We start from the raw sequence: 5,430 nt of genomic DNA on the forward strand, positions 1-5,430 counted from the left end.
CCCTCCCCGCCAATGGCGGGCCGCACCGGGCCGGGGCCCGCCGGGGGGGGGGGCCCCCCCCGCGGGCCCGCCCCCCCCGCTACCGGGTAGTGATGGTAGCGCCGGGCCATGCCCGGCGGATCGCCTTACATGGACGGCGCGCCGGCGTCCGCCACGCCCGGTGCCAGCGCCTTGGCTTCGGGGAACAATGCGAAGCGCACACCGACCAGGCCCATCAGCGCTTCATCGCGCGCCTTGCAGGCGGCTACGTTGCCCACGCGCCCCAGCGAGGCATCCAACCGTTCACGCAGCGCTTCGCTGGCGGCGATCGGTCGACGTGCCGCCACCTGGCGCCGGTAGTGCGCGGCCAGTTCTTCCAGGATGTGTTCCACCGCTTCGCGGCTGCGTTCCGGCAGTTCCAGCCGGGCACGGCGCAACTGCAGGATGTTCAGACCGATGCGCGCCTCGTTGAGCATGTCCACCGAGGCGATGTCGCTGCCTTCCGGCGTTGCCGCCAGGCGCGGCGCCAGCAGACCCAACAGATCCAGCATGCGCGCGGCGAAGCGCTGGCGATCCTGCTGGCCGCGCCCTTCGGCGGCCTCGGCCAGCGTGGTCCAGCCTTGCCGTACCAGCCGGCGCGCTGTCCATTCGGCACCCACCGAACGGAACAGGCGGGTCATCACCACGGCAAAGCCAATACCGATGAACATCGCGATGGACGAGTTCAGGAAGCTCTGGATGTTGGCGCTGTAGGTGTTCTGCAGGCTCAGCAGCGCGGCCAGGTTCACCGTCAGCGGCAGCGCGAACAGCGCGCTCTTGGGGTGGTGCAGCAGCAGGCCCAGCGGCAGGAACGCCACCGCCAGCACCAGCGCCAGCAGGCCGAAGTCATGCACGGCCGGGAATACGCCGAACAGATACACGCCGGCCACCAGTGACGCGACGATGGCCCAGACCAGGAACGAGACCATGCTCGGCGCCGGATCATCCTGCGCGGCGAAGAAGGCCGCCGTGACCGCCGCCATCATCGCGCCGTTGCCACCGCCTTCCCAGCCCAGGCCAATCCACAGCACGCAGTAGCTCATCAGGGCCACGCCGGCGCTCAGCGCGGAGAACAGCGCCATGCCGTAGTCCACGTGCTTGTCGGTGGCCACGCGCTCGGTGCGGATGCGGTAGTGCGCACGGTCCAGTGGTGCGGTGCCGTGGTCGATGGCGTGCTGCAGGGTGCGGCAGTCCTGCCACAGGTCGACCAGCTCCTCCAGGCGCAGCAGCAGGCTGGCCAGCTGCAGGTGCTGCAGGTCGCGGTCCACCTGCGGCTTCAGGGCGCTGATGCGGGCGTGCAGGCGCGCATAGTCGCTGGCGCTGGCAGGGGTGTCGATCCACGCGCGGATATCGTCCACCAGTTCCGGCAGGCCCTGCGGCAGCACCTGGCCGTGGCTGCGCAACGCGCTCAAGCGGTCGGCAATGGACGACAGCACCGGCAGCAACAGCAGCATGCGCTCACGCAGCCGTTCCATCGAAACGGCGGAGCCGGCATGGCGTGGATCGTCGCGGCGCAGGAACTCGATCAGGGCCTCGAACTGCACCAGATCGGCGGCCAGCCGGTTGCGCGGTGCATGCGCGCGGCCGCGCTCCAGGATCTGCCGGCACCACTGCGCGGCGTCCTCCATCCAGTTGTTGATGCGCCCGCGCAGCATCGGCCGCACCGAGGCGGGGAACAGCAGCGAAGCGAACAACACCGCCACCACCGTGCCGAGGATGATCTCCTCACTGCGCGCCACCACCGTGTCGAAGATGGTTTCCGGTGAGGTGACGGCCGGGAAGCCGATGAAGGCGGTGGTGTAGCCGGCCAGCAGGAACGCATAGCCGCGTGGGCCGCGGTTGAGCAGGGCCAGGAACAGGCAGGCGGCCAGCCAAAGCGACATCGCCGCGCTCAGCACCATCGGCGTTTCCACCAGCGCCGGCAGTACCAGCAGGGTGGCCAGGCCGGCCACCAACGTACCGACGATGCGGTACACGCCCTTGGCCCGGGTCGGGCCCAGCAGCGGCTGGCTGACGATGTACACCGTGCCCATCGCCCAGTACGGGCGGGACAGGTTGCCGGCCATGGCGATGTACAGCGCCGCGATCGCGGCCAAGTAGGTCTTGATCGAAAACAGCCACGCCTGGCGGTCGGTCAGTCCGTCCATCGCTTATTTCGCCGGGGCCTGTGCGGTGGCGGGGGCAACCGTGGTCTGCCAGCCGCCGCCCAGCGCCAGGAACAGATGGATCTGGTCGCGCGACACCTGTGCTTCGGCGGCGGCCAGGGTGGCATCGCTGGTGGCCAGGCTGCGGTCGGCATCCAGGCTGGACAGGTACGGCGTGCGCCCGCCCTGGTACAGCCGCCGGTTCTGCTCGGCAGCCAGCGCGGCCTGCTGCTGCGCTTCGCGCAGCGACTGCAGGCGGCGCAGGTCCTGCGCATAGCGGTCCAGCGCGGTCTGGGTCTCGCGCAGGGCCTGCAGCACCGCATGGTCGAACTCAGCCAGCGCGGCATCGGCACCGGCTTCGGCGGCGTGGATGCGCGCATGCGTACCCGAAGACGGCAGCGTCCAGGAGATCAGCGGGCCAATCGACCACTGCTGGGTCATCGGCGTACCGAAGTCTTCCAGCAGGCCGGCCGCGCCGAGCGAGGCGCCCAGGCGGATGTCCGGGTACAGCTCGGCCGTGGCCACGCCGATGCGCGCCGTGGCCGAAGCCAGCTTGCGTTCGGCCTGGCGGATATCGGGGCGGCGCTGCAGCAGGGCGCGGCCATCACCCACCGGCAGCGGCTGCGCCAGGCGCGGCGCATCGGCGCAGTCGATCACCCCGGCAGGCAACTGGCCAGGGGTCTGGCCCAGCAGAGCGGCCAGCGAATAGGCCGCGGCCGATCGCTGTGCGCGCAGCGGCGGCAGCGCGGCCTCCAGCAGGGCGACCTGGGCGTTGGCGCGGGCCAGTTCCGGCGGCGTGCCACGGCCGGCATTGATCAGCCGCTGGGTGACCGAACGGCTGCGCTGCTGCAGTTGCAGCGAATGCTCGGCCACGTGCAGTTCGTGGTTGGCGTGGCAGATTTCCAGGTAGCTGTCGGCCACTTCGGCCACCACGCTCACCTGGGCCAGGTCGCGCGCGGCGGCCACCGATTGTTCGTCGGCGTGTGCTGCTTCGGCACCGCGCTTGAGCTTGCCGAACAGATCGAACTGGTAACTGACGGCGAACTTGCCGTCGGCCAGGTTGATCACCGGCAGTTCGTGTTCCTGCAGGAAGGCCTCGGCTGACAACTGCGCGCGGCTGACCCCGGCCTCGGCCTCGTACTCGAAGCCACCGGCATCCATCGCCTGCTCGTACACGGCGGCGGCACGGCGCAGGTGCGCATCAGCCGCCTTCAGCTCGACGTTGTCGCGCAGCGCCTGGGTGATTAGCCCGTCCAGCACCGGGTCGTTGTACAGCGACCACCAGCGGTCGGGCAGCGCCTGGTTGGCGGCCACGTCCGGGTTCTGGGTGTCGATGAAGGCCGCATTGGCCTGCGGGCGCTTGAACGCCGAGCCGTCCGGCAGGGCGTAGTCCGGGCCCACGGTCTTGCAGGCCGCCAGGCTGGCCAGGGCGACGATCAGGCCGAGACGGGGCAGGGCGGTGTTCACAGGCCCGCCTGTGTCGGCGTGGCGCCGGCCTTGTCAGCGTGTTTGCTGTGGGTGTCGACGGTCACTGTCGCGGTACGGCCGGAGATCAACTGCACGCCCTCGGGGACCTCGTCGATGGCGATGCGCACCGGGATGCGCTGCGCCAGCCGTACCCAGTCGAAGGCCGGGGTCACGTTCGGCAGCAGGCTGCTGCCGTTGCTGCGGTAGCGGTCTTCAATGCCGGCGGCGATGCTTTCCACGTGGCCGGTCAGCGCGATGTCCTCGCCCATCAGGCGGATGTCCACGCGCTGGCCCGGGGCCACGCCGCGCAGGCGGGTTTCCTCGAAATAGCCATCGATGCGGAACGAGCCGGTATCCAGCAGCGCCAGCACCGGCTTGCCGGCCACCACGTAGTCGCCCACCCGCATGGTGCGGTCGTTCACCCGGCCATCGGCCGGGGCGCGCACTTCGGTGCGGGCCAGGTTCAACTCGGCCAGATCCACGGCGGCCTGTGCGGTGGCCAATGCGGCCTGCGCGGCCTGCAGCTTGGCCCGGCGCACTTCGGCGTCTTCGGCGGCCACCAGGTCCTGCAGGCTGCGGTCGCGGCCGATCTCGCGGCGCAGCTGGGCCACCGAGGCCTGGCGTTCGGCCAGGCTGGCGCGGGCCTGTTCCAGGGCGATGCGGTAGCGCGCGCGGTCGACCACGAACAGCAGATCGCCCTTCTTCACGGCCTGGTTGTCGGCCACGTCCACGGCCTCCACCAGCCCGGAGACATCCGGCGCCACCTGCACCACGTCGGCACCGACGTGGGCATCGCGGGTCCAAGGCTCATCCATGTAATAGACCCAGAGCTGGCGCAGTACCAGCAGGGCGACGATCACGGCGGCACCGGTGAGCAGCACCGGCAGGGTCTTTTTCACGATCTTGTTCACGATTGCATCCAACGCAGAAGGTGGAACAGCGCACCCAGCACGATGCCGTACAGGGCCAGGTTGAACAGTGGCGGGTGCCAGACATGGCGATAGGCGCCGGCACGCTGCAGCAGCGCGTGCAGGCCGCTGTTGACCAGGTAGGCCAGCAGCATCAGCCCGAGCAGGGTCGGGACGAACACTCCGTGGAGACTGAATTCACCGGGCATCGGTAGGGGGCGGTAGTAGGGAAGGGGGAGGAGCAACAACAACAACGCGACAACGCCGCTGGCGCGTCCACGGCAGCGGCGCACGCAGGGGCAGTGCGGGCTTACGTGATGCGGTCGGCGGCCTCGCCCAGCAGGCGCCATGCCTTCAGCACGGCGTGCAGTTCATCCATGGTCAGTTCGCCGAATACGTCCTGGCGCAGGCCGATCAACTGTTCTTCCAGCTCGCGCACCAGGGTCTGGCCTTCATCGGTCAGCCACAGCAGGTTGGCGCGGCGGTCGCTGGCATCGCTTTCGCGGCGGACCAGATCGCTGGCGCACAGCTTGTCCAGCAGGCGCACCAGCGAGGGACCTTCCATGCCCAGTTGCTGGGCCAGCGCCACCTGGCGGATGCCACCGCCTGAGCGGCCGATCATCAGCAGGGGCATGGTGCAGGCGGTGGAGATGCCGTAGCTGCCCAACCGGCTGTCGGCCAGGCGCTGCCACTGCCGCCCTGCGTACAGCAGGCCGGAGCTGAGCTGCATCTGCAGCCGGGTGCGCTCGTCGAGGGGTCGGCCCATAAGAGATAGATAGGATACTACTAATTTCATTCCTATCAATAGGTTTTGCTGAATGGGTGATTGGGGGTGGGTCGGTGTACTGAGGAAAGCGTTGCGCCTGCCTGGTGTCGGGTGGGGCAGCGGGGGC

5 protein-coding genes are annotated in these 5,430 nt (G+C 69.5%); all 5 read right to left on the reverse strand.

The features are described 5' to 3' along the window. Nucleotides 1-125 precede the first annotated feature (125 nt). The 5 genes from IAE58_RS19590 to IAE58_RS19610 all read right to left on the reverse strand — a co-directional run bounded on the left by IAE58_RS19590 (nucleotide 126) and on the right by IAE58_RS19610 (nucleotide 5,303). Nucleotides 126-2,165 carry an FUSC family protein gene (locus IAE58_RS19590; protein ID WP_199933658.1) on the reverse strand — a complete coding sequence of 680 codons (2,040 nt, stop codon included), beginning with the start codon at nucleotides 2,163-2,165 and terminating at the stop codon, nucleotides 126-128. Nucleotides 2,166-2,168: 3 nt separating this feature from the next. Then, nucleotides 2,169-3,629, reverse strand: a complete 1,461-nt coding sequence (locus IAE58_RS19595) for an efflux transporter outer membrane subunit (protein ID WP_199933657.1) — start codon at nucleotides 3,627-3,629, stop codon at nucleotides 2,169-2,171. Next, nucleotides 3,626-4,540, reverse strand: coding sequence for an HlyD family secretion protein (locus tag IAE58_RS19600; RefSeq protein ID WP_199912388.1), 915 nt, complete (start codon nucleotides 4,538-4,540; stop codon nucleotides 3,626-3,628). Before IAE58_RS19600 ends, IAE58_RS19595 begins: the two co-directional genes overlap by 4 nt. Continuing rightward, on the reverse strand, nucleotides 4,537-4,746 hold the full coding sequence (locus IAE58_RS19605; RefSeq protein ID WP_108754648.1) for a DUF1656 domain-containing protein: 210 nt from the start codon (nucleotides 4,744-4,746) through the stop codon (nucleotides 4,537-4,539). The genes IAE58_RS19600 and IAE58_RS19605 overlap by 4 nt, the downstream gene beginning before the upstream one ends. 101 nt (nucleotides 4,747-4,847) lie before the next feature. Beyond that, nucleotides 4,848-5,303 (reverse strand): MarR family transcriptional regulator, encoded by a 456-nt coding sequence (locus IAE58_RS19610; protein ID WP_199933656.1) that lies wholly within the window; start codon nucleotides 5,301-5,303, stop codon nucleotides 4,848-4,850. Nucleotides 5,304-5,430: the final 127 nt, after the last annotated feature.

The organism is Stenotrophomonas sp. S49 (assembly GCF_016624905.1).
GTDB lineage: Bacteria > Pseudomonadota > Gammaproteobacteria > Xanthomonadales > Xanthomonadaceae > Stenotrophomonas.

What these genes read in the sequence shown, in the direction of transcription:
- IAE58_RS19610 (WP_199933656.1), bottom strand. Translation starts at nt 5,303, where the DNA reads ATGGGCCGACCCCTCGACGAGCGCACCCGGCTGCAGATGCAGCTCAGC.
- IAE58_RS19605 (WP_108754648.1), bottom strand. Translation starts at nt 4,746, where the DNA reads ATGCCCGGTGAATTCAGTCTCCACGGAGTGTTCGTCCCGACCCTGCTC.
- IAE58_RS19590 (WP_199933658.1), bottom strand. Translation starts at nt 2,165, where the DNA reads ATGGACGGACTGACCGACCGCCAGGCGTGGCTGTTTTCGATCAAGACC.